The 25,823-nt window shown below is 46.2% G+C and carries 28 protein-coding genes, 1 tRNA gene and 1 pseudogene; 10 read left to right on the top strand and 20 right to left on the bottom strand.

Translation table 11 applies throughout. The features are described from left to right. Window positions 1-7: 7 nt before the first annotated feature. Complete coding sequence (locus tag MKY85_RS09905; protein WP_342572494.1) at window positions 8-733, top strand: DsbA family oxidoreductase; 726 nt, start codon at window positions 8-10, stop codon at window positions 731-733. Window positions 734-1,089: 356 nt separating this feature from the next. Here the strand turns inward: MKY85_RS09905 and MKY85_RS09900 are convergent, their stop codons facing one another. Together MKY85_RS09900 and MKY85_RS09895 are read right to left on the bottom strand one after the other, a co-directional pair. Continuing rightward, entirely contained in the window at window positions 1,090-1,920 is an 831-nt protein-coding gene (locus MKY85_RS09900; protein ID WP_076249922.1) for an aldo/keto reductase, read from the bottom strand. A 174-nt stretch (window positions 1,921-2,094) separates the two neighbouring features. Beyond that, window positions 2,095-2,376, bottom strand: coding sequence for a hypothetical protein (locus tag MKY85_RS09895; protein WP_091017568.1), 282 nt, complete (start codon window positions 2,374-2,376; stop codon window positions 2,095-2,097). Between the two features lie 150 nt (window positions 2,377-2,526). On the opposite strand from MKY85_RS09895, the gene MKY85_RS09890 reads away from it, so the two are divergent. Continuing rightward, window positions 2,527-2,925, top strand: a complete 399-nt coding sequence (locus MKY85_RS09890; protein ID WP_342572493.1) for a hypothetical protein — start codon at window positions 2,527-2,529, stop codon at window positions 2,923-2,925. Window positions 2,926-3,030: 105 nt separating this feature from the next. Here the strand turns inward: MKY85_RS09890 and MKY85_RS09885 are convergent, their stop codons facing one another. The 10 genes and pseudogenes from MKY85_RS09885 to MKY85_RS09840 all read right to left on the bottom strand — a co-directional run. Next, complete coding sequence (locus MKY85_RS09885) at window positions 3,031-3,252, bottom strand: DUF1450 domain-containing protein (RefSeq protein WP_091032287.1); 222 nt, start codon at window positions 3,250-3,252, stop codon at window positions 3,031-3,033. A 21-nt stretch (window positions 3,253-3,273) separates the two neighbouring features. After that, window positions 3,274-3,576 carry an iron-sulfur cluster assembly accessory protein gene (locus MKY85_RS09880; protein WP_342572492.1) on the bottom strand — a complete coding sequence of 101 codons (303 nt, stop codon included), beginning with the start codon at window positions 3,574-3,576 and terminating at the stop codon, window positions 3,274-3,276. A 141-nt stretch (window positions 3,577-3,717) separates the two neighbouring features. Then, complete coding sequence (locus MKY85_RS09875; RefSeq protein WP_017689423.1) at window positions 3,718-3,975, bottom strand: hypothetical protein; 258 nt, start codon at window positions 3,973-3,975, stop codon at window positions 3,718-3,720. Window positions 3,976-4,171: 196 nt separating this feature from the next. Then, window positions 4,172-5,377: a M14 family metallopeptidase gene (locus MKY85_RS09870; protein WP_342573325.1), complete on the bottom strand. Its 1,206-nt coding sequence runs from the start codon at window positions 5,375-5,377 to the stop codon at window positions 4,172-4,174. 234 nt (window positions 5,378-5,611) lie between these two features. Next, window positions 5,612-6,421 (bottom strand): glutamate racemase, encoded by an 810-nt coding sequence (racE, locus tag MKY85_RS09865; protein ID WP_026081161.1) that lies wholly within the window; start codon window positions 6,419-6,421, stop codon window positions 5,612-5,614. A gap of 218 nt (window positions 6,422-6,639) precedes the next feature. Beyond that, the gene (locus MKY85_RS09860; RefSeq protein ID WP_342572491.1) at window positions 6,640-7,020 is read right to left on the bottom strand and encodes a YtxH domain-containing protein; all 381 of its coding nucleotides are present in this window, start codon (window positions 7,018-7,020) and stop codon (window positions 6,640-6,642) included. A gap of 187 nt (window positions 7,021-7,207) precedes the next feature. Next, window positions 7,208-8,122, bottom strand: a complete 915-nt coding sequence (locus MKY85_RS09855) for a DUF4261 domain-containing protein (protein ID WP_342572490.1) — start codon at window positions 8,120-8,122, stop codon at window positions 7,208-7,210. 10 nt (window positions 8,123-8,132) lie between these two features. Next, on the bottom strand, window positions 8,133-8,594 hold the full coding sequence (locus MKY85_RS09850; RefSeq protein ID WP_342572489.1) for a HepT-like ribonuclease domain-containing protein: 462 nt from the start codon (window positions 8,592-8,594) through the stop codon (window positions 8,133-8,135). Window positions 8,595-8,767: 173 nt separating this feature from the next. Then, complete coding sequence (locus tag MKY85_RS09845; RefSeq protein ID WP_339241097.1) at window positions 8,768-9,055, bottom strand: Dabb family protein; 288 nt, start codon at window positions 9,053-9,055, stop codon at window positions 8,768-8,770. A 285-nt stretch (window positions 9,056-9,340) separates the two neighbouring features. Then, window positions 9,341-9,724: pseudogene (locus MKY85_RS09840) on the bottom strand (phage holin family protein); the annotation flags it as partial. 447 nt (window positions 9,725-10,171) lie between these two features. Here MKY85_RS09840 and MKY85_RS09835 point away from each other — a divergent pair. Then, on the top strand, window positions 10,172-10,768 hold the full coding sequence (locus tag MKY85_RS09835; RefSeq protein ID WP_017689431.1) for a helix-turn-helix transcriptional regulator: 597 nt from the start codon (window positions 10,172-10,174) through the stop codon (window positions 10,766-10,768). A 226-nt stretch (window positions 10,769-10,994) separates the two neighbouring features. On the opposite strand, the gene MKY85_RS09830 is transcribed toward MKY85_RS09835, so the two are convergent. After that, window positions 10,995-12,143: a sn-glycerol-1-phosphate dehydrogenase gene (locus MKY85_RS09830; protein ID WP_342572488.1), complete on the bottom strand. Its 1,149-nt coding sequence runs from the start codon at window positions 12,141-12,143 to the stop codon at window positions 10,995-10,997. A gap of 157 nt (window positions 12,144-12,300) precedes the next feature. Here MKY85_RS09830 and MKY85_RS09825 point away from each other — a divergent pair, with 157 nt between their 5' ends. Then, entirely contained in the window at window positions 12,301-12,486 is a 186-nt protein-coding gene (locus MKY85_RS09825) for a hypothetical protein (protein WP_339241093.1), read from the top strand. A gap of 101 nt (window positions 12,487-12,587) precedes the next feature. Here the strand turns inward: MKY85_RS09825 and MKY85_RS09820 are convergent. Continuing rightward, window positions 12,588-12,672, bottom strand: a tRNA-Leu gene (locus tag MKY85_RS09820). Window positions 12,673-12,894: 222 nt separating this feature from the next. Here MKY85_RS09820 and MKY85_RS09815 point away from each other — a divergent pair. From MKY85_RS09815 to MKY85_RS09805, 3 genes are all read left to right on the top strand, one after another. Then, window positions 12,895-13,887 carry a Gfo/Idh/MocA family oxidoreductase gene (locus MKY85_RS09815; protein WP_342572487.1) on the top strand — a complete coding sequence of 331 codons (993 nt, stop codon included), beginning with the start codon at window positions 12,895-12,897 and terminating at the stop codon, window positions 13,885-13,887. 55 nt (window positions 13,888-13,942) lie between these two features. Next, the gene (locus MKY85_RS09810; RefSeq protein WP_339260230.1) at window positions 13,943-14,338 is read left to right on the top strand and encodes a DoxX family protein; all 396 of its coding nucleotides are present in this window, start codon (window positions 13,943-13,945) and stop codon (window positions 14,336-14,338) included. A gap of 222 nt (window positions 14,339-14,560) precedes the next feature. Further along, a complete protein-coding gene (locus MKY85_RS09805) occupies window positions 14,561-14,923 on the top strand; it encodes a helix-turn-helix domain-containing protein (RefSeq protein ID WP_339241087.1) in 363 nt (120 codons plus the stop codon). A gap of 46 nt (window positions 14,924-14,969) precedes the next feature. On the opposite strand, the gene MKY85_RS09800 is transcribed toward MKY85_RS09805, so the two are convergent. The 4 genes from MKY85_RS09800 to MKY85_RS09785 form a co-directional block, all read right to left on the bottom strand. Next, on the bottom strand, window positions 14,970-16,586 hold the full coding sequence (locus MKY85_RS09800; protein ID WP_342572486.1) for a sensor domain-containing diguanylate cyclase: 1,617 nt from the start codon (window positions 16,584-16,586) through the stop codon (window positions 14,970-14,972). Window positions 16,587-16,744: 158 nt separating this feature from the next. Then, the gene (locus MKY85_RS09795; protein ID WP_342572485.1) at window positions 16,745-17,488 is read right to left on the bottom strand and encodes a fused MFS/spermidine synthase; all 744 of its coding nucleotides are present in this window, start codon (window positions 17,486-17,488) and stop codon (window positions 16,745-16,747) included. A gap of 161 nt (window positions 17,489-17,649) precedes the next feature. Then, the gene (locus MKY85_RS09790) at window positions 17,650-18,552 is read right to left on the bottom strand and encodes a LysR family transcriptional regulator (protein ID WP_339241083.1); all 903 of its coding nucleotides are present in this window, start codon (window positions 18,550-18,552) and stop codon (window positions 17,650-17,652) included. Window positions 18,553-18,585: 33 nt separating this feature from the next. After that, window positions 18,586-19,023, bottom strand: a complete 438-nt coding sequence (locus tag MKY85_RS09785) for a MerR family transcriptional regulator (RefSeq protein WP_342572484.1) — start codon at window positions 19,021-19,023, stop codon at window positions 18,586-18,588. A 164-nt stretch (window positions 19,024-19,187) separates the two neighbouring features. Between MKY85_RS09785 and MKY85_RS09780 the strand changes: the two genes are divergently transcribed. The 3 genes from MKY85_RS09780 (at window position 19,188) to MKY85_RS09770 (ending at window position 22,687) form a co-directional block, all read left to right on the top strand. Beyond that, window positions 19,188-20,066, top strand: a complete 879-nt coding sequence (locus MKY85_RS09780) for an SDR family NAD(P)-dependent oxidoreductase (protein ID WP_342572483.1) — start codon at window positions 19,188-19,190, stop codon at window positions 20,064-20,066. Window positions 20,067-20,306: 240 nt separating this feature from the next. After that, the gene (locus MKY85_RS09775) at window positions 20,307-21,470 is read left to right on the top strand and encodes an oxalate decarboxylase family bicupin (protein ID WP_342572482.1); all 1,164 of its coding nucleotides are present in this window, start codon (window positions 20,307-20,309) and stop codon (window positions 21,468-21,470) included. A gap of 77 nt (window positions 21,471-21,547) precedes the next feature. Next, window positions 21,548-22,687: a zinc-dependent alcohol dehydrogenase gene (locus MKY85_RS09770; RefSeq protein ID WP_339241074.1), complete on the top strand. Its 1,140-nt coding sequence runs from the start codon at window positions 21,548-21,550 to the stop codon at window positions 22,685-22,687. A 139-nt stretch (window positions 22,688-22,826) separates the two neighbouring features. On the opposite strand, the gene MKY85_RS09765 is transcribed toward MKY85_RS09770, so the two are convergent. Together MKY85_RS09765 and MKY85_RS09760 are read right to left on the bottom strand one after the other, a co-directional pair. Further along, window positions 22,827-23,615 (bottom strand): class I SAM-dependent methyltransferase, encoded by a 789-nt coding sequence (locus MKY85_RS09765; RefSeq protein ID WP_342572481.1) that lies wholly within the window; start codon window positions 23,613-23,615, stop codon window positions 22,827-22,829. Window positions 23,616-23,820: 205 nt separating this feature from the next. Continuing rightward, window positions 23,821-25,788 carry a fructose-specific PTS transporter subunit EIIC gene (locus MKY85_RS09760; protein ID WP_342572480.1) on the bottom strand — a complete coding sequence of 656 codons (1,968 nt, stop codon included), beginning with the start codon at window positions 25,786-25,788 and terminating at the stop codon, window positions 23,821-23,823. Between the last annotated feature and the right edge of the window lie 35 nt (window positions 25,789-25,823).

The following is a 25,823-nucleotide window of genomic DNA, read 5'->3' as shown; positions in this document are numbered from 1 at the left end:
TAACATCATGAATATTGAGATATGGTCAGATTTCCTGTGCCCTTTCTGTTATATCGGCAAACGCCGCCTGGAGAATGTATTGCAACAGTTTCCACATCGTGATGAAGTGAAGCTGCAATTCAAAAGCTTCGAGCTTGATCCAAATGCTGAATTGAACCCCGGCAAAACCAACACGGAATATCTTGCTTCCAAATATAATATGAGCGTGGAACAGGCCAAAGGCATGAATGCTCAAATGAATGCCAATGCTCGCACAGCAGGACTGGAATACAATATTGATGCCATGATCCCTACGAACTCCTTCTCCGCACACCGGTTGACACACTGGGCGGATACACAAGGCAAAGCGCTTGAACTGAGTGAGCGCATATTCCAAGCTGTGTTTATTGAAGGTAAACACTCTGGCGACCCTGAAGTGTTGGCTCAGTTGGCAGAGGAAGTTGGCTTGGATCGAGATGCAGCTACAGCAGTGCTGTCCGGTGATCAATTCACCGACAATGTCCGCGCTGACCAAGCGGAAGGCGAGCAACTGGGCATCCGAGGCGTACCGTTCTTCGTATTTGACCGCAAGTTCGCCGTGTCAGGCGCTCAGCCGGATGAGGTGTTCCTGGACGCCATTCAGAAAGCATGGGACGAACGTTCTCCATTCACCATGGTTGAGTCCAACACAACCGAAGCCGACGGCAGCGGTGTCTGCACAGATGACGGCTGCGCAGTTCCGAAAAAAAATTAAACCAATTCACACGAAAAAAGCAGCAGGATCAAGGAACACTCCCCGATCCTGCTGCTTTTGTATATTTCTTACTATATACCTATCCACTAAAGATGGATTTATAATTTTCACGATAACGAAGTGGGCAGAACAAAGCTGGAGAAGCGGAGCGCTCGCATTTATCACCGGATTTCTCCCATGATAAAGGGACTTTCAAAAAAATCCGGGGATAACGGCGATCGAAAGATTGTTCTGCACACGTAGTGTCTTAGCGTGACCGATTATGCTTACATCTTAAACTCACGAAGAACGATCCCGTAACCGGAACCTCCACTAACAGATCATCAAACATGTATATTCAGTTAGCGACTACCCACTCAATCCCAAAACAGTTGATCCGGATGTGGACCCGTCCGCTTATCCGAGTCCAGCGCATCAATCTGTTTCAACTCATCGGGTGTCAATTCAAAGTCAAAGATGTCCGCATTCTCACGAATACGTTCCGGGGTAACCGACTTCGGAATCGTTACAATCTGATTCTGAATGTCCCAGCGCAGAATGATCTGTGCTGGCGTTTTCCCATATTTCTGGGCCAGTGCTTTGAGGGTGGACTCTTGATTCAGCTTGCCTTTCATGATCGGGCTCCATGCCTCCAGTTGAATCCCCTGCGCCCCGCAGAAATCCTGCAATTCCTGTTGAATCAGACCCGGATGCAACTCCACCTGATTCACTGCTGGCACCGTGCCGCCTTCATCTATGATATCTTGCAAATGATGTACTTGGAAATTACTCACACCAATCGCACGAATGCTTCCTTCGCTATATAGACGTTCGAATGCTCTCCATGTCTCCTTATACTGGTCTCTGCCAGGCCAGTGAATTAAGTAAAGATCAATCACATTCAGTCCAAGTGCCTTCTGACTGGCTTCAAATGCCCTCAACGTCGAATCAAATCCCTGATCCTCGTTCCAGAGCTTGGTTGTCACAAACAGTTCGTTACGGGCAACACCACTGCTTGCAATAGCTTGTCCCACTTCTTCTTCATTACCATAGATAGACGCGGTATCAATGCTCCGATATCCAACCTCCAAAGCGGTCTCAACCGCCTGTTGTACTTCCTTACCTTTTGCTTTATATGTTCCAAATCCTAGCCATGGCATCGTTACTCCGTTGTTCAGAATCGTACAATCTGTAATATGTTTTGTCATTCTGTACCTCCCGTATGGAATTTTGCCTGCTCTCGTTCTATTAACCTTCTCACAGAATTTTAAGCGACCATTCGACATACTGTCGGAGTAAACTCATGAATCGAGAGTCGTTGCAAAAGATATAAAAAACCCGCAAAGCATTGCTGCCCTGCGGGTTCTGATGTGACAGGAACGTTATAAATTCCCTTGACCGTGCTGACTCTGGATTGAATTCAATCTTCTCTTCTCCTCGATGAACATCTCTTCTGCTAACTCAACGCCTTGTCCTCCGAGCGAAAGCTCTGCTTGACGCATTGCCTGCTCCGTATGTGCCAGACGACGTTCCGCCTGTACTATGGTTTGTGCTGTCGGGTGTGACAGGGCCTGAGATACAGCATAATGAAGCTTGTTCACCGCATTTTGCGCCTGAGATACGGTGGTATCGGCTTGCAAACTGGAATCATAACGCTTCGGCATGAGTATTCCTCCTTGGGATTATCATGTTCCTGTTACCCCTTTAGGATGGATAGCACAAGCCTTCCTTATTCTTCTTTTATGATTTTATCGTAACTTTAATTGCTTTCACTACGTTTATTAGGTAAACATGCTGAGTCGGGAGGAATTCATTTGAAGAAAATAGTACTGACACTCTGTATGTTGCCCCTGCTCATCTGGGTACAAGGCTGTGCTCCAGCAACATACGAGATAGAAGGATATACAGAATCATCCATTAACCCCGATATCCCGGTTCCAAGCAATGCGAAGCTTATTGAAGGCAAAGCTTATTCCGATCATCCCACCCTTAAAGAGGGTGTTAAATATGAACTAAAGCATATTGGGGGTGAGCAAGGACTATACCCGCCAATGGATTATTTTCAGAAGTTAGCAGATACAGGCTGGGTGGAATTAGAGGAAGAACGACTGGGGCATGTACATTTTTTGAAAAAAGATGATACCGTCATCGCCATTGAAATTAGAGAAGATTCCTTCGAAATCACTGAAACGAACAAGGGCGCTATAGAGTAACTTATCCTTTCACTACTACCCAAACGCAAAAAAAGGAGAGGCTCGTAGCCCCTCCTTTCTGATATGTGAACTTTTCATTCACTCACCTTGTTATATCTCATCCTATTACTTGACGAACTTTGCAACTTTGACGAGCACTTCTTCTTCAGTCGGCGCACTGATATACCGACCGTTGATAAAAACAAATGCACGTTTCGCGCAAGGACCGCAATAGGATTTGCACCCAATCTTGATCTCCGTGTCTGGAGCCATTTTTTGCAGCTTGGGCACAATCGATTTCAATCGAACATGATTACACTTTTCGCATACGCGGATATCGTTAGCCATGAGTTCCCCTTCTTCGCGCCCTTAGTGGTCGCCGTGATTGCCTTGGGACGGATTCGTAATAACGAATCCCTCTTCAGGGAAGTAGAGATAGTCGATTTTAACACCGTTCAACAGAGGCTGGTCATTCGCAAGAATAACATCAATCTCTTTATCGGTAGATACAACTGTATCATTTTCTTTTGGTGTGTCGAGATCAAGCCCGTAGTGAGCATGGTCACCATGTGCATGTGTGATGACAACGCGCAGTTTTTTTCCTTCGTTCTCCGCCTTGTCCAATTCAAGCTTCAATACTTTAGCAGCATTACGCGTAATTTTGCAGTTCATTCTCTTCATCTCCTATATTGTAATTGCAGGTTTCAACAATTTCAGCATTCTTAAACTACAGCATCTATTGTAAAGAAAGTTACCGCTCTTCGCAATAACATTGATGCGAATTCAATGTTAAAATGATTCATGAGCTGCATATTAAGAAGGTGCACCCTCCTGAAGCACAGGATATTTACGTTCTGCCCGGCTTACAAACCAATTCATCAGAATCAAAGTAACCCCGATATCATCGATGGGCATAAACGGCATTACGTCAGGAAGCACCCAGTACAACAGGGCCGGAATAATAAATAACAGCTTTTCTCCCAAAGGAATCTGCGGAGCCCGGAGCAGCCGGGGGAGCCTTTTGAAAACTTGTGTCCATCGTTTGAATGACAGCAGTCTTCTCCACTTCATGCGAATCCCTCCGTATAATAATATATATCGCCAAACGGCACATCCATCATTACCCGTTCGAAAACCATCCAGAACGTATGTCATAATAAGCCACAATAAAAAAATAATAAAAACGGAACGTCGCTCATAGCGTCCGTTCCTGTTATACGAATGATCTACCGTTAAGTTTCACACCATCATCATTCAGGGTCTTGCCTCACTGTCCATTAGATAACAGTTCAGCCAGCAACATTCCCACTTCGATACAGATATCATCAAACTGTTCAACGGGAAGCGGATTAACACCCAACCCAACTTCCACCGTGAAGCCCGGCTTACCAAAAGCTTGGATAAACCAGTCTTTGTATCCGGCATCACTGCCACCGAGCTTCACCGCTTTGTAACCCGAAGCTTTGGCGAGTCTACGCGACAGCGGAGCACTCTCTCTGGGTTCCAGATCACGGTAGTTCCAATAGATTTCCTGTCCCTGACTATGCAGGGACACAACCGCATCGAATGTGTGTTGCTGCGTCCACCGCGCAAGCGCCTGTGCCTCCGGTTCTGTCAATGGAGCCGTTCCTGCATAATCTCTAGGCCCAGGTGAGGTCACACCTCTTCTCGCTGCCTCTTCATCCCAATGGGCGGGAAATTGATCATTCAGATCAACTCCTCTGATGTTCGCCTTCCAATGGGTGAAATTTGCTCTGCCCGCATTCCAGCCTAACAACTGCTGTGCATGTGGGTGCTGATTGACCACACCTTCCTGAACCAATTCGACCCCGTCCGGATTAACCATCGGCACTGCCCAGAGTGTCGTCTCTTGCATCCAGCGTTCCGTCTGGTATTGATGCCATGTCCCATGTGTACTATACGCTTCGGCATACTCTTCGATAAACTTCATCAGAACCGCTGATGTCAGCCACTCATTGGCATGAACAGAAGCGTTAACATGGATATGTCTCGACCCATGCCCGATACGTAAATAAGGCAGCGACTTCCCCATAACACTTGTTCCAATGGACCCCGTTTCGATAAACGGGTATTGATGCTCCAGTTTGTCTATATCCTTGATTAATTCTCGATATCCATACTCTCCCTGAATCTTCACAATAGTTTTTCCATTCGTAGCCGGAATATGAATACAGCGACCAACCCAGTCGGTTACGCTGGTAATTTCAGGATTGGCCTGGCGCAAGTCCTCTTCGTCCAGACCAAATCTCCCTGCAATCTCCCCTACACGTTCTCCAGGCGGCACAGCATATCTGCGACCTGTCCCAGGCACAATACGCAGCATCTGACCTGCCAAAAGGTAAGGCTGGGAGGCAGCTTCCGGGTTCAGTGCAGCAAGTAACTCCCTGGTCATATGGTATGCTGACGCAATTCGCGGCAGTGTATCTCCCCGCTGAACGATAATCCATTGCAGTTCCATGTTGCTCTCCTTTCCACAGGAAAAGACAGGTCTCCTGTCCGGTATCTCACCAACTTCGTGTATGTAACATATGTATGCAGGTCAGTTTGTCCGTCATGTGACATGAATCATGTTCATCACCTGTTGATGCATAATCATGACAAAAAATCCCGAAACTTCACAGTTCCGGGATCATTCATTATTAAATACATTAATTTAAAGCCTGATTCATGCATATTTTGAGTATAACTAGGATAATTGCGTAACCTGCCAAACAACAGGAGTCTTGGAGATCTGCTCTCCCAACCATCGACGGGTGATATTCTGGAACATGCGAGGGTCGCCAGTGCAGAAAAACTGATGCACCGGAGTCTCATCCCCACTGGCCAACTTTCGTTTATCATATAAAATCGTACTGATTTCACGTGCCGTTTCATCTGCCGAACTGATTAACTTCACTTCCTGTCCCATAACTTCCTGAATGGTGTCCATGAGAAAGGGATAATGCGTACAACCCAGAATAAGACAATCTATTGGCTGCTGTTTGATCTCGCCTAATGATTGCTCCACCGTATGTGTCGTGTGCTCGGAACGAAATTCACCTTGTTCCACCAACGGCACCAGCGCCGGACAAGCCTGACTGACCACATCAATATAGGGGGACAACTGTTTAAGTGCCGATGTATAAGCCCCACTACCTATGGTACCCGTGGTACCAATCACACCAATACGTCCTGTACGTGTCGCTGTGATTGCTGCCCGCGCACCCGGATGTATAACACCAATGACGGGCATATTCACCTTGGAACGGATATACTCCAACGCGGCCGCTGTTGCTGTGTTACAGGCGATAACGATAACCTTCGGATCGAACTGGATCAAGAAATCAACGATTTGTTCCGTAAATTGTTTTACTTGTTCGGACGAACGGGGTCCGTACGGTGTCCGGGCAGTATCCCCAAAATAAATGATCTTTTCCCGCGGGAGCTGACGCATCACTTCCTTGGCGACGGTCAATCCCCCCACACCGGAGTCTAATATAGCGATTGCTTGCTGCACGAACACACCGCTTCCTTCTTCATTGAATTGGTTCTCATTACATTTGTTTTCCAGAGCTTTCTTCCTACCGTATGAACATTCCGGCAAAAAGGTACCTACATCTTACCCGATTTCATCGCGGCGTTCAAATTAAATCCGCGCCACGTCTTCTATGTGTGGACACGCAACAAAGCAGGCTCTCCTCTAAATAGAGGAAAGCCTGCTTATCTCAAGCTTGCTTAGTTGTCGTCCTTTGACTCATCCGCAGGAAGCTTCGCTAAGATGTCATTGCCAGATTCATCAACTGTTTTATCGATATCGGCGGTATCTACAATGGCTGCCGATATACGAATTTCTTTTCCTTCGCCGCAATTGCGCCAGGATTGAATATCCTGAATCACGACATCTGCGGTCTCTTTAACCTTGGATACGATCTGTGAACTTTGTTCCCCCACGATTCCAGCCAGTTCCTGACCTTTCTCTGATACCTGACGAGCACCTTCTGTAATATCCTGACGAAGTTCACGACCCGATTTCGGCGCCAGCAATAACGCTGTTACAGAACCTACCACGGAGCCAATAAGAGCTCCCCACAACAAACTTTTGTTAGAATCCTTCACGTCACATCTCTCCCTTTACTATGGTTTAAGTACCGGATCAGAAGCAACGATCTGTCGCTCAGCCATCCGGGCGAATGCCTACTCTGTTGATGCATTATAAGCAGCACAGGCTTGACTTGACACTCCAGATGTTAAAAATAATCTGAACGCCCTTTTTGAATGGCTGCAGAATGTCTTGGATTTAAACTCAATTCTGACGAGCCGACTCGAGATCAGCCGCCGCATGCTCATCACCCGGGTCCAAATCAATGACATATCGTCCTGGTGCAATTAATGCCGCCTGATGTTCACAACGCCAGCGACGTCCACCTGAAGAACCCAGCGTCTGTCCATCTTGCAGGACATCTCCCTGATCAAATATGTAATACGCTGCACCCAGTAAGGTCTGTGCCACCGTATCTGGATCAAGACCAACGAAGTGACACTGTACATCAGGTACACCCAGCGCAGACAATCCTACGGTATCCATGACCAACCCGCGCTGTTCCTCCGTACCTCCAGCCTGATACATCCGAACGTTCATAGCTGCATACAGATGTTCCTCACGTTCCTGAGCTTGCGTATAAGCTTCCGGTTCAACCAGCTTATCACTGCCATACCAATACAGCGCATCACAAGTCAAACTCTCCATAATTGCCAGTACAGTTTTCTGGAACAGCTCCAAACGCTGTTTACGAGGCATGGCAGCCGTGAACATATCATGTATCCGGATGGAATAACGCGAAGCTTTGACAACTTGTCCCACTTCCGGCCAATGCCATGCTTGTTGCACAGCTCCGCCAAAACGTGCACGATCTGCGATTTCATTCACTGGAAGCATGCAGGTCTGAGCAGGGATAGCCCCTTCCTGAAAAGATACCTTATGGTCCAGATGGTAGAAGACTAACATCTCATGCTCTTGCTCTCCAGTTCCTTGTTTAACATCCAGTCGAACTTGTCCTGTATGACGAATCATCGCTTCCTGCAAACGCAGGCGGTCTACCTCCGGACGTTCCCGGAACAGGAGTTCAACCATATACACCGGATGGAATCCGGAAGGCGTTTCATTCGGTTCTTTACTTTCAGTATTTACTTCATTGAATTCTTTTGATTCATTTGTCATGCGATTTCCCTCATTCCTTGCGCTGTCCCTCGGCTTGTGCCGCATTGAAAGGACCAAGTTCTGTTTCCACGTATGCGCTAACCTGTGTAGTAAAATGTTCAAGTATGTTCGGCAACTCTATGCTAAGCGGATGGAGCTCAGATCGCTCCCAACTGTAATAGTCCTGCACCAGTGGTTTACGTAACGTCACAAGTTGACGCAAGATCTCATAGGTCGAATTGTCAAAAACCTTTTCTTCATAATTAATCTGAATAATATCATCATAGCTGCTCGCATCTCTCATGATGAAGCCATCAATCAGATAACTTCCCACATCGGTAACAATCTCGATCGCCAGATGAAGACACCGCTCCTGAACCATCCCCAGCATGAGACTGCCATCCCAAGCCTGCGCTGCGCGGCGAAGCCCTTCAGCTATTTCCGGTACAGCAGCAAGCCGGCGGGCAATCTGTTCTCTGTTCACATAATACATTCGTTCACTTCCCGTTCAGTGAGTTATCGGTTCCGTTTCCCTCTTCGCTTAAGCCAGAATATCATCACAGGACAAGCGATTAGAAACACAACAAAAATATATAGAAATTCCATAACGTCTCTTAAATCGCTCATGCAGAGTCCCCTTTATCTCAACGTAGTTTGAATACCAGATCAGATCTCGTAGTCCACTGCAATCGACTGTTCTCTGACTTCATTCATGTACTTGATAACTTCCTGATGAAGCGGATGTACCTGATACGCCTGAAGATCCTCCAGTGACGCAAACTCCGCCGTGAGTGAAATGTCGAACGATCTCTCCGAGCGAAGCACATCAATCCCGATTTCAAGTGAAACCAGAACATCAATCTTACCCTCCAGATTACGGAGTACCTGGGCAGCAGCTTCAATACTTTCTGTTGAGCGATCTTTCATTTTGAACAGGACAATATGTTTGATCATCTGAGCAAGCACCTCGTTTAATATAATAATAGTAGAAATGAATGAATTTTCATGTATCCAAAATATATCATAACGTTCTCTATTACGAAAGGATACTTGGAAACGTTCTCTTGAAAAGAAAAACTAACCCGAACCATCTCTTTTCGGTTCGGATTTTTCTCGGGAACCATCTTCCACCTGTTTCGCGGATTCATCCTGCGAAGTTTGTCCTGTTTCAGCCTGCTGTTGGAGACTATCCTCGCTTTGTGGAATTGACCATTCCCGATCCGGCAAATACTCCTGATCTTCCTGTTTCTTCAACACTGCTATAGCCTGTCTGAGCTTTCCGGGCAATGGAAGGCCGATTCTCGCATAGTTTTCAGTTATCGAGATCAGTTCATTGACGAGGTAGAAATAAATAGCTCCTCCCTTGATAATATCGGTTCCCATGATCAGGTCAATTCGGTGAGCAAGCAAGACAACGGTCAGCATGAGCCCTTTGCGAGCAAGCCCCCAGAAGCCAATGTTGCTATTCAACCCCGTACCACTTCTCACCGCAGCTGCCAAACCTGTGACATAATCCACAGCCATCGCGACCGCGAGCAGGCTCAACAATTGATCCCATCCACCAAAAGCAAACGTAACTATCGCTCCCGAGATGGCAGCAAAGGTATTCACAGACAGATTCACGTTCCTCACCTCTCCCTTTACTTGAGTACCCTACAATATATGTAAAAGTAAGAGATTTGACAGGTCACATGTCATGCTGAACTTGCGGATTTATCTTTCAGATTTGTGCACACCTTCTACCGGATGCGTTGAAGCACATCCAATAATTTTTGGGGAATTCAGGGAAATAAACCGCATCATATCAACAAAAAATAGATAAAAGTTCTTCAGACCTAATAATAAGTAATTAGAACTATATTATCTTTAATCCTGCTCATTTTGTCCCTTCATTTTTAGTGAAACATTGTAATCTAGGAATATACTAGGATGTGAATTGCGTATGGTCTAGTTCGTAGTTCCCTCTTTATCAGGAATTGACGCATTGACGCATTTGAAACAGGTAAACCCGGCACTTGAAAGTACCCCGTTGTTTATTGTAGTATTTGGTTAAAAAAAATCGGAGGAAATATGCCTAATCAACCAGAACAACATTCCATCCAGGCGTGGTCTCTGATCAACCGTAAATACTTGGGAAAAGGCGTCCGTGTTAAACGATTCCGAAAACCGACACGCTGTCAAATCCGTAATCGTGTTCTTCTCGCCGTGCTGATGGCCAATGATATCAAATTGTCCCAGCTCGCAGAAGACCTTTCCATCTCTTCACGCAGTGTCAGTGCGTGGGTATATGAAGGACGGATACCCGGCAGTACCAATTTGGACAAGACCTGCCAATTGCTCGGCTATCCCCGCCACATTCTTTTTAATGAGGAAGTTGTGCGTAATAGCCCTGTCATATGTCAACCCGAGTCATCTCGCTTCATGAAGCGTACAGTGACCCGTTCTCCGGTTAGTAACCGTATCTTGACAGGCTTGTGTATGGTCCATGATTTGTCGGTGACAGATGTCAGCCACTGGATCGGGGTTCATCCCGGCACTTTCCGCAAATGGCTGCATCAGGGAACACTGCCTTCCGCTGCGTTTCAGGAACAAGCGGAGCAATTTTTCCGCATCCCGAAAACTATTTTGTTCGCAGATGTCATCTTGAAAGATCGTCGCAACAACTAAATAAGCGAACAACCAAAAGGCTCTGATCTCCTCCCAGGAGGCCAGAGCCTTTTTAAATGAAACATCCCCCTCTTCTCTCCCGACCTTGAAGCAGCCTTGCTGGCACTTACGCCAACACCGTCAGGTGATCCACTTCACGGCTTTCTAATCCAAACCAAGGCCATTTCAGCGCACTAGAAGCCAATGCTATGCAATCTCGGAGACCATACTTCCTTAGAAATAACCCTTACCTCATTTTTAACACTTCATTGATATATTTCAATCCGGTATATCGAGGACGAAGCGTATGCGCTGTGGTAAACGCATGTTCCACCATCTCCGGGGTTACACCAAGTTGTTCAGTAGTCACAGGTCCACCTACTTGCTCCAACCATGCGATGAGCTGAGCAGCCTCTGGTAATTGGTTATATATCGCAAATACTGCTTCACCCGAAGTTTGTGCAAGTTCTTTATATCTCACCGTAAGCAATGCACAGGCCACCCCAACTTTGGCACCATGCAGAACCGGTCTTTCTCCAGCCTGCATCAGCTCCATCTCCAAGATGTGAGACAGGTGATGCTCACCCCCGGATGCCGGGCGGGAATGGTCAATGATCAGCATGGAGATGCCAGAAATAATTAATGCATCCATTAATGCAGCTACTCCCTCTGCTCGCCCCTCCGCAATAGCTTGTACCTGATTAATGCAGGAATTCAGCGCTTCTTCTGTCATCCGATAAGCGACCGGACAGAACGGTTCTCCTCCCAGATCACGAGAAACAATCCAGTCTGCAAGGGAAGTATATTTGCCCAGCATATCTCCGAATCCAGCAGCCGTCATCTCTTGGGGAGCTTGCTCCAAAATATTCATATCCGCAAAGATGGCCTCGGGCGGAACAGCCTGAAATGTCTGTTTGATGCCGCTTACAATTAAGGGCGCACCTGCAGAGGTAAACCCATCCACTGAAGCCGCTGTCGGTATCGACAGAAAGGGCTTGTTCATTTTGGAACATACAAATCGCACCAGATCATGAATGGTACCTGAGCCCACCGCAATGACAGCCTGGCTTTCCAATTTCACACCCAACATGACCTGCACAATAGCTGCTTCATCCGCAATAACATCACCCGTACGATTCTCCTGCAGAGCGATCTCATCCACATGCATTCCCGCTTCCCGAATACTGTTCAGCACATCAGATCCGGCAGCACGAAACGTATGTCGATCATAAACAACCGTCACATGGCGGTACCCTTGTTCAGACAAATAACGAGGTAACCTCTGAATGGCCCCGGCTTCCAGATGAATGAGCATATCTACCACTCGGTGTTGATGACCACAAGCGCACTGCTGTGCTTCTTCATTCCACGCTGCAATTCGTTCGTTCATATTCATTCGCTCTTACCCTCCCATATGAGATATCATGCATAATTAACGGGTTAAAACCGCAAGATAAAAAAGGAAATAAAATGTGATGATTTTCCTGATCACACTTTACTTCCTGTTCCCCATATTTGCAAATCCATATCTCACATGTCCAAGTAGGTGAATTATGAAATTAACCAACGAATTAGGAATTTCGCTCGGATTTCTCGCTGGAACCACCTTTGGCAGCGGTATCGCTTTTTTGTTTCGTCTCCAGTCCGTTGAGGTTATTGCCAGTGTTACACTGTTTGGAATAGCTGGAGCTATCACCGGACTCATTATGGCAGTCATTCTGCGGCAACGTCAGCATTAGAGTGCCAACAGCGAAATACCGAATTCACAATGTTATTGTAAAAATAAAAGAAAGGTTCGTGAATTGCTCTAAAGCAACTCGCGAACCTTTCTTTGGTTTGATGCGGTCGAGAGGACTCGAACCTCCACGGGGGGTTAGCCCACACGGACCTGAACCGTGCGCGTCTGCCAATTCCGCCACGACCGCATATTATGTATCTCCTCATCCATGGATGAAAAGCGTTCCGGTGAAGCAATTCCTTGTTTTACCGTAATTCAGAGTATACATGCTCCAAAATAATAATGCAACTTCTTTTTATCCATTCAGAAAAAGGACATATGTCCTTTTTTATCAACGTCAAACACCCTATCGTATTATCAAGCAAACAAACCACCAATACGAATGATACATTGAAGGAGAGATCTCATTTTGAAAACAACCCATCTGTGCTTTATCGGTGCCGGGTTTCATGCATCCACGAATATATATCCTTCTGTCGTTGAATGCGGAGCGCAGATCCAGGCCATTGCCACTCGCAGTATGGAACGATCTGAAGCAGCTCTGCTGAGATTTGGCAGCAATGGCAAAGCGTATGATAACGCTCAGCTTATGTTACAGCAGGAAACTTGTCATGGAGTCGTTGTGGTCGCCCAGCCTATGGATCAGACTGCTCTTGTCCTTGAATGCATTCAGGCTGGCAAAAATGTATACGTGGACAAGCCGCTTGGATGGAACGCTGCGGAAGCCTCCACTCTAGCCGAAGCTGCCGAGCAGGCTGGCGTCGTTGTCATGGTTGGTTTTATGAAGCGTTATGCTCCGGTCTACTTGAAGTTAAAAGAACTCATTAATGGTGGATCGCTAGGTAAAGTGCGTTCGTTTCAGATGAAATTCGCTGTAGACAGCACCCCGTTTTGCAAGAATGAGGAGCAGTTCATCAAACTCGCTGCCATTCATATGATCGATCTGATGCGCTACTTATTCGGAGAAGCTATACGTGTTACAGGCACAACCGTGAAGGATGGGGAGCACATTAATCAAAGCATTTCCCTTGTATTCGAAAATAACGTGGTAGGCAGTGCTTATTTTACCGGCATGAGTGCCTGGTCACGGGAGAGTGAAAGTGTACTCGTCACCTTTGATCACGGATTTGCGTCAGCTGAAGAGATCAACACTCTTACTGTCCATCAATCCCGAAGCTCGACAAGCCTTCCCTGGAAATCTCTCGAGGAGCAAGATACCGTATATACCCCTTCCGGATCTCCCATGTCAGGAGCTTATCGCGACCTTTATCTACGCGGTTTCGTTGGTGAGATGGCGCACTTCATCACGTGCTGCCAGAACCAGACAGTCCCACATTCTAGCGCCAAGGATAATATTGCAACGATGGCTCTATGTGACTCCATTCTATCATCACTGAAGTAGCATATACACACTCATTATCATACTTTAACACATTCAGAGAAGAGGAAATCATCTCATGTTGGACACGGGTCTACTCATTATTCGTCTCGTTATCGGTTTTATTATGATCGGACATGCCTGCAAGAAACTGTTTGGCTGGTTTGGGGGTGAGGGTGTATCAGGGACGGCTGAATTTTTCGGAGCGATTGGCCTGAAACCCGCTAGAGCGTTGGCCGTGTGCGCAGGACTTGCTGAATTAATTGGTGGATTCCTGTTTGGAGTCGGTCTATGGATTATCGTTGGAGCCATTCTACTCATGCTTCCGATGGTTGTAGCCATAGCCAAGGTTCACGCAGATAAAGGTCTATGGAATCTGAACGGAGGATTCGAATATAACCTGGTGATGATTGGATCATTACTTGGTGTTGCTCTCGCTGGAGCTGGTGCATATTCCCTCGATGCCCTGATATAGTGTACAAAATTCATCCCATTTATTGAGCCTCCATGTTTCGCAAGACGAAACGGGGGCTCTTTTTTTCTTACAGACATCATCACATCTGCCTGCGCCTAGGATTAGGGTTTATAATCTGCATAATAAGTGATATGCTCTTTCATGAACTATACGTACGATATGTAATGTAATCACCCAAATGGATACCATAGATTATCACCGTAAAGTGGAGGTGCACTAATAATGAAAAAAGATGCAACCAAGCCATGTCCAACGCCATACGGCTGTTCCGTGGAAGTTACTCTTAGTGTGATTGGAGGCAAATGGAAAGGTGCCATTTTGTATCACTTATTCTCTGGTCCTCTGAGATTCAATGAGCTTCGCAAATTGTTTCCTGACATCACCCAGCGTATGCTCACCCTACAACTTCGAGAGTTGGAAAGCAGCGGAATTGTTCATCGTGAAATCTACCCCCAAATCCCACCAAAAGTGGAGTACTCGCTCACAGCATTTGGTGAAACGCTACGACCAATTATCTTCAGCATGCGAGATTGGGGAGAAACGTATACCAATGAGGTGCTGGCCAGATCCTCACAAGAGGTATAGAAAACAAAAGAAGCTGTCCCTTGTTCTTAGGGAACAGCTTCTTTATTTATTTGATAACCGTCTGGATCGTAACCGTACGATTACGCCCCTCTTCCTTCGCTTGATACAATGCATTATCGGCCAAGTGAAACAGTTCTGTGGATGTTGTGGAGTGCTTCGGATATTCAGCAATACCAGCCGAGATGGTTACGAAACGATCAATAGGCAATATGCTTTCTTCGACCGTTATTCGGATACGTTCAGCAATCTCAAAAGCCACGTTAGACTCGGAATTCCTTAACAAGACTACAAATTCCTCTCCACCAAAACGAGCACAGACATCTTCCGTGCGAACAGACAATTGAATGATGTTGGCAATGTGTTTCAGTACTTCATCCCCAGCATGATGCCCGAATGTATCATTAATGGACTTGAAGCGGTCAATATCCAGAACAATTATGGAGAATGGTGCTTCATCCTGAATCCATTCCTGAATGACTTCTTCGAAGGTTCTGCGATTGTTCATACCTGTTAAAACATCTGTTCTGGCATCATAGACAAGCTGGTTCTTCTGCTTCCTAAAGTTCGCCAACGCGCCAACAACGGTACGTGTGAGAAGGTCCGCCTCCCTGTTCCAATGAGGCTTCATCACCGGCAGATCCACTTGTCCCTTATCGACCTGATTCACCAAATCAGCGAGCAACACAAACGGACTGGCCAGCTTACGTGCCACCCGAAGTACAATTAGAGTCAGAATCAGGAAAGGCACAGAAGTGTACAGTAACAACATACGGATATGATGATTCAATTGATCGTACACCGTTTGGGTTGGAGACACGATGACGACGCCCCAGTCTGTTGACGGAACTTTGTAATAACCGGCAAGTGAATCCACACCTGCAAGGTTCTTGTATTGTTCTTTACCGTTCTCATTTATGAGCAGCTTCTGTACCACTTCATTTTTACTGACATTTTCCCCAATGCGGTTGGTGTTTGGGTGAAATAACAACGTGCCCTTCTTATCCACAATAAAAAAGTAGGAACCATTGCTTGTCTTGAGCTGACTGCCAAAAGACAGACTCAAAATATTATCTTCCTGCAAAAAGATATTTCCACCAATCGTTCCTTGGTACGCACCTGCCGAATCAAAGATCGGTTCACTGACAAATACAATTCTGCGTTTGGTTCGGGGTGTCTGGTACGCTTCGGAGATATAGGAAGCTCTCGATTTAATCGCTTCTTTTGCTGCATCTGAACTAACATGGTTACCTACGCTAGCCTGCGAGTAAGGTGAGGTAGACCTGACTACTCCTGCTTTATCTACCAAAGCAACGGAATTAAAAAAATTACTGCTATTGCGAACCAAATCCAATGTGGAATTCAATTCTTTAGCATTGGTTTGATCCATATCAGGGAAATATTGGGCTGCAAATTTCAAGCTCTCCTGCATGGAATTAAAAAGCGAATCCAGGGTTTGGCTCATTTGCACAGCGCTTGCATAGTTTAGCGTTAGGGTGTTATCAATGAGTGACTGTTTCTGAGATGTATAAGATGAGATGACCATGAGGGTCAATGTCATTAAGACGGATATGGTGACCAGCCCACCGAGTAAAGCTGTAAGACTGATTTTCTTGATGTTTTTTATTTTTCTTCGTAATTTGGATCTTTTGATCTGTGCAATCATTATTTACTTCCCCCGGATTTTCATGAAAAAGCATATTCCCTCTATCTTATACGAAAGTTGTTAAGATCAAATAAAGAGTTTGAGAAATCTTAACAATTACATCGTAAGATTGACGATTTAATGACATTTACTTTCCCTGGAAGAATCACTGTTCAGGTTCAGTCTGGATCAACGATGATATATCCTTCTTCCGGCTCCTGCTCAACAAACCCCGCCATGTGGGGAATCTGAAATTCGATCGCATGATGACTGCCCATTAAAATACGATTTTGAACTTCATCCGCTGTTTCTGTGGGCAATGCAAATGCATGTGTATAAGCAAAGTGTGCCTGAAGTGTCGTATAGATCGCACTCACAAGCCGGTCATTGCCAACATGACCGAACACATTAAGGAGCACAGCCCCTTTCTTGTCCAGCTTGTCCTTGACCAAGGCAAAAAAATCACTGGATATCAAATGCTCGGGTGTACCCGTTGCCGTAAACGCATCAACAATAATATAATCATATATCCCTGAAGGCTCCTGCCCTAATAATTCACGACCATCCCCAATGAGTACAGGACTTCCTTCATATCCAAAAAAAGTTCGGCTCAGCTCAGCGACCTCTGCGTCCAGCTCAGCCACCTTTACCTGACAATCAGACAAGTAGGTTGGCAATGTGCCAATACCATGTCCGACCACAAATACCTTCTCAAATTCAGGATGATTCAGTTCCATAAGATGTACCATCGCTCTTGGATACTCCAAGACCATCCGGGCAGGCTCATCCAGATCCATTGCGCCCTGCACAGCTGCATTGGAGAACTCCAATACACGAAATCGCCCCTTCTCTCCATATAGCTTTTTGGTATCATATACCGTCAGCTCATGCTGTTCACTTTTATTTCGATACAGAACTCTCACTAACCGTTCTCCCTTCGTGCTCTCACACCTATTCGACATATACCTTCATTCTATTACACGGGATGACAACATACCACCCTCTACTTGAGTGATCGCAGCAGAACAAAAAAAACCGCTCCCGATTGTACGGAAACGGATTTTTGACGAACCTCCCAACATCATTAAGACCCTATAGCCTCATGCAAAGCTCGGACATATTCCACGCCCAGATTAGAGAGAGAAGTACTCTTATGACTTATCCAGCCCACATTAATGGTTTCCTCACATTCCAGCGGTACAGGAATAATCTCGTTTCCGTTCAGATCAGCGCTAAGCACACCGGTAGAGATCGTATAACCATTCAAACCAATCAACAGGTTAAATAATGTTGCGCGGTCGTTGACCTGTATGCTCTTGGGGTGAGATAACGTACTCAGGATTTCTTCGGAAAAATGAAAGGAATTGTACTCTCCCTGGTCAAATGACAGATACGGATAATCTTGCAGCTGCTCAATCGCAACCGAATCCTGCTTCGCAAGCGGGTTCTTCACACTGATAAAGATATGGGGCTTAGCTGTGAACAAGCTTGTGAAGACCAGACCTGCATCTTTTAACAATTTGTTAATCACTTTGGCATTGAATTCATTCAAATACAGGATGCCAATCTCACTACGCAGGCTTTTCACATCCTGAATAATCTCGTAGGTCTTTGTCTCCCGAAGCGCCAACTCATATTCATCCTGACCATATTGCTGTACCAGACGAACAAAGGCATTCACCGCAAAAGCATAATGTTGTGTCGATACGGAGAAATGCTGCGGAGATGGCTTGGCGTTCAGATACCGATTCTCCAACAGTTCAGCCTGTTCTACCACCTGACGTGCGTAACTTAGAAATTCAACGCCCTCTTTGGACAGAGATATCCCCTTATTGGTACGTTCAAAAATGGTGATTCGTAACTCCTGCTCCAGATCCCGAATGGCATTCGACAGGCTGGGTTGCGAGATAAACAGGCGTTTGGCTGCTTCATTCATCGAGCCGCGTGTGGCCACTTCAATTACATATTTTAATTGTTGTAGAGTCAAGGCAGATTTCCTCTTTTCAATATCAATTGTCCGTCAAACGAATATGTTCTTTTTCTCAAAAACAGGCATCTGGTTTTCCCCGGTAATAGGGCACTCATCAGGAAACATACTTCGTTTATCCAACTTCTCATCGATAAAATCAACGACCTGCTGTAGCGAAGCAATCTGTGCTTCAACTTTGCTTCGATAATTCACCAGCCTTTCCCGCTCCTCCGGGAAATCTGCGAGATCCGAGTCTATGGACATATGCAAATAGGGCTTCATTTCCTCCAGAGACATTCCTGTTTTTTTGAGGCAAGTGATCAACTTCATCGTATGGATGTCCTCCGAGCGGTACACCCGATGGCGATTAGGCTTGCGTTCAGCCCGGGGAATCAGCCCGATCTTCTCATAATAACGAATGGTATCTTCCGATAATCCGGCCTGCTCTGACGTTTCTTTGATGGAGAACATGACATGGTCGCTCAACATATGGGCCTCCTCCACATTCATTTCTCTCCATATTACAACTTGGAGTTGACTCCAAGTCAAGCATGATCCATTCGAGCCCCCTCTTGACTTGGAGTCGACTCCAAGTTATAGAATGAGCGCAGCATACAGATTCGCTCTGTAATCCCATTCTTCTGGAGGTATATATGAATAACCAAAATCAGCTTCACACCGCTCTCATCACAGGCTCAACGTCAGGAATTGGTCTTGAACTGACACGCAAGTTATTGGATGAAGGATGGCAGGTAATCGGTCTCAACCGGTCGGCTTTCCCAGCCGAGGATACCGATATTCAGAACGCCTTACGTTCAGGCAAGCTGCGTTGGGTTCAGGCCAATCTGACCAACTACGATAGCCTGAGAACTGCACTGGATCAGATCAAATCTGATACCGATTCGATTGATGTCTTGTTTAACAATGCCGGGGGGAGCGCCTCCGAGCTTCGTTTCTCTGATCAGGGGCATGAACTACACTTCGAACTTCAGACGGTAATCCCTTATATCATTTACATGGAATTGGCTGAGCTATTGCTCAAAGGACAGATGAAGACAGTCATTAATACTTCCACCACCGCGTTCAAAATGGTCAAACAATTTGATCTAAACATCCTGGAACGTCCAGCTGAATTCAAAAAGCTGTTTGGTCCCTACGCCATTTCTAAGCTCGGCTTATCTCTGTGGACACGCGAGGTTGCCAAATCTGCCAAGGGAGATGGCATACAACTGCTAAGCGTAGATCCCGGTGGAAATAATACGCTACGGGGCAACAAAACATCCGGTCTGCCCTTCTATATCAAACCCATTATGAAATGGTTCTTTCCCCATCCGAGTCATGGCGCTTCATTGCTCTACCGTGCGGCTTTATCACCCACCAGACATGAATCCGGTACTTTCTTGGTGAAAAATAAAGCGACAGCGCTTCGTTTTACCGAGCAAGGTCCTGCCGTTCTCCATCGTGTACACGAAATCTACGAGCAGCGTTTTCGTACAACGCAGCGTGAAAAACCTGCCTCCACCCCATCCTAATCGTGATGTACCAGGAGGACGAAATATAACAAAAACACGCTGAGCGCCTAATGAACGGGCATCTTCAATCCGATCTGGAATTCTGCCTTCATCTGATTCGATAACCAGAAGATGTGACTGCATGCGGTCACGTCTTTTTTGTCGTTTGTCCCTCATATTATCCAGGCCCTGATTCATAGGTGTAGACATAACGATACCATGTCGCGTGTGACATGCCACTGAATCTGGAGGGATCACTCAATGACCAAAGGACAGCAACCAAATGATAAACCTCTTATCATCCCGCAACCCATTCGCAGTGATGGCGCTGGAGGACCTGATCTGGGACCCAGAGATGTCATGAGAGATATACAAAACCCCGATATGCTGGTACCTCCAGCTACCGATAACGGGTTATTGCCCAATCTGAGAATGTCTTTTTCCGATACCCATATGCAATTGAACCATGGGGGGTGGTCACGTGAAATTACCGTACGGGATCTTCCTGTTGCCACGACACTGGCTGGTGTGAACATGAGCCTGACACCCGGCGGTGTACGAGAACTCCATTGGCACCAGCAATCCGAATGGGCCTATATGATCTGGGGAACAGCGAGAATCACCTCGGTGGATCAGAACGGACGTAATTTTATTGCAGATGTTGGGCCGGGCGATCTCTGGTTTTTCCCAAAGGGTCTCCCCCATTCCATTCAAGGACTGGAGGATGGTTGTGAATTTCTACTCGTGTTTGATGACGGGTCCTTCTCCGATCTGAATACGTTATCCGTATCCGACTGGTTTGCCCATACACCACCGGAAGTATTGTCTGTCAATTTCGGCGTGCCCGAATCTGCTTTTCAGTCGATGCCGAAGGAACAGGTGTACATTTTCCAAGATACTGTCCCGGGCTCCATCGAGAGCCAGGAAGTTCAGTCGCCATACGGTACCGTTCCGCTCACTTTCAAACATCGATTGCTGGCGCAGGAACCACTCATTACACCTGGCGGAAGCGTCCGTATTGTAGACTCCACCAACTTTCCCATCTCTACTACTGTTGCAGCTGCACTTGTTGAGATCCGTCCTGGCGCCATGCGTGAACTGCACTGGCATCCTAATGCAGATGAATGGCAATATTATCTGACAGGACAAGGAAGAATGACCGTCTTTGGAGGCAATGGCATTGCTCGAACATTTGATTATCGGGCTGGAGATGTCGGATATGTTCCTGTCGCAATGGGACACTATATACAGAATACCGGTACAGACACTTTATGGTTTTTGGAAATATTCCGAAGTGATCGATTTGAGGATGTGTCCCTGAATCAATGGATGGCGTTAACCCCGCGGGATCTGGTCCGCGACAATCTGAATGCGCCCCCTGAGTTGCTCGATGCGCTGCGAAAAATAAAGTGGCCTGTAGTTTAATTTAGTATCTTCTCTATCATTTGAGCTGAAAAGGGGTAATTGTCAGAGAATCCCACTATACAAGGAGGAATATGAAGATGAGAGCCGTTACGTTTCAGGGAATGAAGGACATTCAAGTCAAAGAGGTTGAAGATCCCACACTGCAACAGAAGGATGACATTATCGTTCGTATTACTTCCACAGCCATATGTGGATCCGATCTGCACATTTATCAGGGAGCCCTGCCCGCTGCCAAAGATTATGTTATCGGTCATGAACCGATGGGCATTGTAGAAGAAGTCGGTCCGGAAGTAACACGTGTGAAGAAGGGGGACCGTGTGGTCCTGCCTTTTAATATCGCTTGTGGCGAATGTTTCTATTGCAATCATGACATGGAGAGTCAGTGCGATAATTCCAATGGCAATCCGGATATTCATACAGGCGGTTATTTTGGATTTACTGAGCGCTACGGCAACCACCCTGGAGGTCAGGCAGAGTTATTGCGTGTTCCCTATGGGAACTTCACACCGTTTGTGATCCCGGAATCCTGTGAATTGGAAGATGAGGCTTTATTGTTCCTGTCCGATGTTCTTCCAACCGCTTACTGGAGTGTCGAGAATGCGGGAGTTAAACCGGGAGATACAGTTACCGTACTCGGTAGTGGCCCCATTGGACTGATGACGCAAAAGTTCGCCTGGATGAAAGGTGCCAAACGCGTTATTGCTGTAGATCGCCTGCCCTATCGACTGGAGAAAGCCAAACGTTTGAACGATGCAGAGATTTTTAATTTTGAAGATTACGATGATATGGGTGAACACATTCGCGAGATTACACAAGGTGGAACCGACGTTGTCATCGACTGTGTAGGTATGGATGGCAAAAAAAGCACGCTGGAGGAAATTGGACAGAAGCTGAAATTGCATGGCGGTTCCCTGAGTGCCATCGAGATTGGCATGAAGGCCATTCGCAAATTCGGTACACTTCAACTTACAGGTGTATATGGTTCTTCCTACAACATGTTTCCATTAGGCAATCTGTTTGAACGTAATATCAATCTCAAAATGGGACAAGCTCCTGTTATACATTACATGCCTGAGTTATTCCGTAAAATCACAGCTGGTGAATTTGATCCAACCGAGATCATCTCCCATCGAATTCCACTGGAGAATGCAAGTGATGCGTATCGTATTTTCAACGATCATGAAGACGAATGTACCAAGGTTATACTAAAACCCTGAACTGTCGCTTTGATGATTATAAATATGCCAAAAAAACAAGCAGATCTACCTCCTCAAGGTACTCTGCTTGTTTTTGTTGATTAATATCCGCCCTTTTAGTCGTTCATAACCTGCTAACTTAATGGTCTGCTCTATCGAATCAGACATGAGTCGGCTTAGTCGCTTGAATATATACACTTTCTCCTTGGAAGCTGTCGAGCTTCCCGTTCGTTGTCACTTCAAAATCAAAAAATTTCCTGATGATGGACGGTGCGCTTAACATGCTTGCTTCAAGTACACCCCTCTCCTGTTCCGGCAGTGCTGCACGATCACACCACTCTTCAAACTTAAAGCGCTTCTGGAAAGAAACCATCGCTTCCATTCGGAAGCCCGCATACTCCAGCATATGAATCCATTCCGTCTTGCGCCATGCTCGAACATGGCTTGCATCTCGGCACTTCTCTACTTCATTGTAAAACTGGTCATTCTCATCACGTTCAGGTGCCACGTTGTCAATCAATAACAACCTTCCACCAGGCTTCATGACTCGCAACGCCTCGTGAACAAACGAAGAAACGTCCGGGAAATGGTGAGCCGCAATTCGGCAGGTCACAAGGTCAAAGACATCATCATCGAATGGTAGCTTCTCCGCATCCCCGGCTACAAAATCTACATTATCGTGTCCATTCCCCAGGATAAACTGTTCAGCTGCCTGCAGCATCTCCTTCGTTAAATCCAGGGCAGTCACCCGCTGAACAAGAGGAGCCAAAGCATTGGCGACATGTCCTCCTCCAGTGGCGATATCCAACACGTTCATATCTGGAGTAGCTTGAGATGAAGCCACGAGCAACTCGAGATCTTCACCTTTGGCATGTCCCGCACTCGTCACGTATTTTCCTGCATTTTTCGCAAACTGTTTCTGCACCTGACTCTTGATTACATCAGACATTCGAATTCCTCCTGCATAAGTTTCATTAGTTGAAACACTGTTTCATTATATATTTTTATTTTACCATATATTCATATGAATGCTAAATAAGCATTTTACACAAACACAAATTCAGAGGCAACTTTCCGTTGTCTGATGAAAAAGTTGAAACAAAAAAAAAACATCCCCCAGGTGAAATCCACCCAGGAGATGTTTCTAATATTCCTTACTTCACAAGCGTTGGTGATTTCTTCCACAAGCCCAGAATCAGACCGGAGATCACTGCACCAATGGCAACGGCAAGCAGGAACAATATTGCGTGGTTCGCCAGTGCAGCAACAAAGATGCCGCCGTGCGGAGCTGGTACATTAATGCTCCACAATTGTGTCAGTCCGCCCGCAACAGCAGAACCAATGATGCACGATGTCAATACACGAAGTGGATCAGCTGCTGCAAATGGAATTGCACCTTCCGTAATGAAAGACAATCCAAGAACATAGTTGGTCAAGCCCGATTTGCGTTCTTGCTCCGTAAATTTGGATTTGAAGAACGTCGTTGCCAGGGCAATTGCCAGAGGAGGCGCCATACCACCTGCCATAACTGCTGCCATCCAGGCACCGTCTGTGTTACCACTGGATGTGAATACCCCAATCGCGAACGTATATGCCGCTTTGTTGAACGGTCCGCCCATATCGATGGCCATCATGCCACCAAGTAACAAACCAAGCAATACTTTATTTCCTGTTCCCAGATTACCAAGTGCATCTACAAGCCATGTGTTCAGGGAACCAAAGATTGGATCGAAGACGTAGAAGCTGATTGCACCTACGATCAGCAAACCGAATACTGGATACAGCAAGATTGGTTTCAAGCCATCAATTGCTTTTGGCAAACCTTTCAATGCCTTACGAAGACCAATGACTACATAACCCGCCAGGAAACCGGCAGCCAGACCACCAAGGAAACCAGCGTTCGAGTTAACCGCCATCAATCCACCGACCATACCAGGCATCAGGGCTGGACGATCACCAATACTCATCGCGATAAATCCGGCAAGGACCGGAATCAGGAAGTGGAATGCACCTGTTCCGCCACCGATCGTTTGAAGCAGTTGCACAATCGGATTATCAGGACTAGCAATCTGCTCGAACAAGAAGGAGATTGCGAGAAGGATACCGCCACCAACAACAAATGGCAGCATATGAGAAATACCATTCATCAGATCTTTATAGATTTTGCTACCTACACTGATCTTGCCAGTGCTTGCTCCCTCTTCCTTGGTACCTCCGCCTTGACTGTGATAGATCGGTGCATCACCGTTAACAGCCTTGCGAATCAACTCTTCGGATTTGCGAATTCCATCGCTCACCGGTCTTTGTAGTACCGGTTTGCCATCGAAACGTGCCATCTCCACATTTTTGTCTGCGGCAACGATAACCCCTTTGGCGCGGGCAATCTCATCAGCCGTCAACACATTCTGTGCTCCTTCGGAACCGTTTGTCTCAACGCGAATGTTAATGCCCATTTCCTGAGCTTTCTTTTTAAGTGCATCTTCAGCCATGTAGGTATGCGCTATACCTGTCGGACAAGCTGTAACCGCAACAACAAAATCTTCCGAATTTTCATTACCCACAATGACACCAGAGGTATTCTGTTGCTGACCACTTGCAGAGCCGGATGTGGCATTTGCTGCTTTTTCCGCTTTTGCTTTCTCTTTGGCTGCTTCTTTTTCTGCTGCTTCCACCTGTTTGGCATCAAACAATGCACTGACTTCGGCGGGTGTATCTGTACTCATCAACTGTGAGATGAAATCGCTATCAATCAACAACCTGGAAAGAGCTGCAAGCGTACGCAGATGGGTATTTCCTGCGCCTTCTGGAGCGGCAATCATGAAGAACACGTGAGCTGGTTGGTCATCCAACGCTTCAAAATCAAGTCCATTCTTGCTCTTGGCGAATACAACCGTTGGTTCATTCACTGCTGTTGTTTTGGCATGCGGCATCGCAATTCCGCCACCGATACCCGTGCTGGATTCAGCTTCTCTTTTATAGATCATTTCCTTGAACAGGACCGGATCATTAATACGTCCGCTTCGGTTCAGGCTTGCAATTAGTTCATCAATAGCCTCATCTTTGGTTGTGGCTTGCAGGTCCATGATCATCGTTTCCTGGATCATTAAGTCTGTTATTCTCATCTTGGTACACTCCCTTAAGTTCAGTCGGCCTGCAT

Source organism: Paenibacillus sp. FSL R5-0749 (assembly GCF_038595085.1).
Taxonomy (GTDB): Bacteria; Bacillota; Bacilli; order Paenibacillales; family Paenibacillaceae; genus Paenibacillus.
Note: the sequence above shows the minus strand (reverse complement) of the source record. Positions and strands in the feature narration are given on the sequence as shown.

Bases quoted from the DNA above. Each gene is read 5' to 3' on its own strand.
- MKY85_RS09905 (WP_342572494.1), top strand. From the start codon at position 8: ATGAATATTGAGATATGGTCAGATTTCCTGTGCCCTTTCTGTTATATC.
- MKY85_RS09900 (WP_076249922.1), bottom strand. From the start codon at position 1,920: ATGACAAAACATATTACAGATTGTACGATTCTGAACAACGGAGTAACG.
- MKY85_RS09895 (WP_091017568.1), bottom strand. From the start codon at position 2,376: ATGCCGAAGCGTTATGATTCCAGTTTGCAAGCCGATACCACCGTATCT.
- MKY85_RS09885 (WP_091032287.1), bottom strand. From the start codon at position 3,252: ATGGCTAACGATATCCGCGTATGCGAAAAGTGTAATCATGTTCGATTG.
- MKY85_RS09880 (WP_342572492.1), bottom strand. From the start codon at position 3,576: ATGAACTGCAAAATTACGCGTAATGCTGCTAAAGTATTGAAGCTTGAA.
- MKY85_RS09875 (WP_017689423.1), bottom strand. From the start codon at position 3,975: ATGAAGTGGAGAAGACTGCTGTCATTCAAACGATGGACACAAGTTTTC.
- MKY85_RS09855 (WP_342572490.1), bottom strand. From the start codon at position 8,122: ATGACAAATGAATCAAAAGAATTCAATGAAGTAAATACTGAAAGTAAA.
- MKY85_RS09850 (WP_342572489.1), bottom strand. From the start codon at position 8,594: ATGTATTATGTGAACAGAGAACAGATTGCCCGCCGGCTTGCTGCTGTA.
- MKY85_RS09845 (WP_339241097.1), bottom strand. From the start codon at position 9,055: ATGATCAAACATATTGTCCTGTTCAAAATGAAAGATCGCTCAACAGAA.
- MKY85_RS09835 (WP_017689431.1), top strand. From the start codon at position 10,172: ATGCCTAATCAACCAGAACAACATTCCATCCAGGCGTGGTCTCTGATC.
- MKY85_RS09830 (WP_342572488.1), bottom strand. From the start codon at position 12,143: ATGAATATGAACGAACGAATTGCAGCGTGGAATGAAGAAGCACAGCAG.
- MKY85_RS09825 (WP_339241093.1), top strand. From the start codon at position 12,301: ATGAAATTAACCAACGAATTAGGAATTTCGCTCGGATTTCTCGCTGGA.
- MKY85_RS09810 (WP_339260230.1), top strand. From the start codon at position 13,943: ATGTTGGACACGGGTCTACTCATTATTCGTCTCGTTATCGGTTTTATT.
- MKY85_RS09805 (WP_339241087.1), top strand. From the start codon at position 14,561: ATGAAAAAAGATGCAACCAAGCCATGTCCAACGCCATACGGCTGTTCC.
- MKY85_RS09800 (WP_342572486.1), bottom strand. From the start codon at position 16,586: ATGATTGCACAGATCAAAAGATCCAAATTACGAAGAAAAATAAAAAAC.
- MKY85_RS09785 (WP_342572484.1), bottom strand. From the start codon at position 19,023: ATGTTGAGCGACCATGTCATGTTCTCCATCAAAGAAACGTCAGAGCAG.
- MKY85_RS09780 (WP_342572483.1), top strand. From the start codon at position 19,188: ATGAATAACCAAAATCAGCTTCACACCGCTCTCATCACAGGCTCAACG.
- MKY85_RS09775 (WP_342572482.1), top strand. From the start codon at position 20,307: ATGACCAAAGGACAGCAACCAAATGATAAACCTCTTATCATCCCGCAA.
- MKY85_RS09770 (WP_339241074.1), top strand. From the start codon at position 21,548: ATGAGAGCCGTTACGTTTCAGGGAATGAAGGACATTCAAGTCAAAGAG.
- MKY85_RS09765 (WP_342572481.1), bottom strand. From the start codon at position 23,615: ATGTCTGATGTAATCAAGAGTCAGGTGCAGAAACAGTTTGCGAAAAAT.
- MKY85_RS09760 (WP_342572480.1), bottom strand. From the start codon at position 25,788: ATGAGAATAACAGACTTAATGATCCAGGAAACGATGATCATGGACCTG.